The sequence below is a fragment of the Mycobacterium lehmannii genome, from assembly GCF_001499925.1.
GTDB classification, from domain to species: Bacteria; Actinomycetota; Actinomycetes; order Mycobacteriales; family Mycobacteriaceae; genus Mycobacterium; species Mycobacterium lehmannii.
The window spans coordinates 1-1,258 of record NZ_LQIR01000061.1 but is presented as its reverse complement, the minus strand read 5'-3'; the positions used below and the strand labels follow the sequence as shown (position 1 = coordinate 1,258).

General features: G+C 64.9%; 1 protein-coding gene and 1 other annotated feature. The gene reads right to left on the bottom strand.

Going from position 1 to position 1,258, the window contains the following annotated elements:
* Positions 1-1,204, bottom strand: a protein-coding gene (locus tag AU192_RS25265) for an IS3 family transposase (protein ID WP_120275775.1) whose coding sequence is annotated in 2 segments (ribosomal slippage) — positions 1-901 and positions 901-1,204 — 1,205 coding nt annotated over the 2 segments. Because the reading frame shifts where the segments join, the coding sequence is not laid out codon by codon here. This gene is flagged as partial in the annotation.
* Positions 774-905, bottom strand: a sequence feature (AL1L pseudoknot). (Overlaps the previous gene by 132 nt.)
* Positions 1,205-1,258: the final 54 nt, after the last annotated feature.

Here is a 1,258-nt window from a genome sequence, read left to right as displayed (position 1 = left end):
AACTCGGTCGGAGGGACGTCGTCGAGGTAGCTGTGTAGGCGGGCGGTGTTGTGCCAGTACACCCAGCTCAGCGTGGCCAGCTCGATGTCCTCGACGGTCTTCCACGGCCCACTGCGGGCGGGTCCGTAGATCAGCTCGGCCTTGTAGTAGCCATTGACCGTTTCGGCCAGGGCGTTGTCGAAGCTGTCACCGACGGATCCGATCGAGGGCAGCGCGCCGATCTCGGCGAGGCGTTCACCGTAGCGGATGGACGTGAACTGCGATCCGGCATCGGAGTGACATGTCAGGCCGGGCAATGTGTTTCCGCGTGACCAGCGGGCCATCTCCAGTGCGTCGAGCACCATCGTGGTGCGCATGTTCGACGCCACCCGCCATCCCACGATCGTTCGGGAGAACGCATCGACGATGAAACAGACATAGGCCACTCCGGCCCAGGTCGGCACATAGGTCAGATCCGTCACCCACAATTGGTTGGGCGCTGATGCGCTGAAACGGCGGTTGACCAGATCGGGATGCCGTGGCGCGCCCAAGTCGGGCTTGGTGGTCTTGACTGCTTTGCCGCGCCGCACGCCCTCGATGCCCAGACTGCGCATCAGGCGCCCGACCTGGTCACGGCCCACATCGTGGCCGGCCCGACGGGCGGCTTTCCACAGCTTGAGGACACCGTAGACGCGGTAATTGTCTTCCCAGATCTGGCGCAGCGCCGGCCCCAGCTCGGCGTCGCGGATCGCCCGCGTCGAGGGCGCTCGGGTCTTGGTGTCGTAGTAGGTACTCGGGGCCACCGACACCCCTGCGCTGCGCAGGACGGTGCAGATGGGCTCGACCCCGAACTCGTCGCGGTTAGCGTCGATGAAGGCGACTATTTCTTGTGTTGGCGGTCGAGCTCCGCCCCGAAGAAACTAGCCGCTCGTTTCAGGATTTCGTTGGCGCGCTTAAGTTCTCGGTTCTCCTGCTCGAGCTCTTTGAGCCGATGGGATTCAGCGGTCGTGACCCCGGGCGCCACGCCCTCATCGATGTCGGCCTGCCGCACCCAGGTGCGGACCGACTCCACGCCGTAGCCGAGCTGGTTGGCCACCCGCTGCACCGTGCCCTGGGTGGTGCCCAGCTCGGTGCGTAAAGCGCGGACCATTCGGACCGCGGCGGCCTTCTCCTCAGGGCTGTAACGGCGCGTCGTGGGCTTCCCGGCAGACTGTTCCTTCGGCATACCTGCATCCTCGTTTCCAAGGTCAGGAGCCTCCAACATTTCCAGGGCGATTCA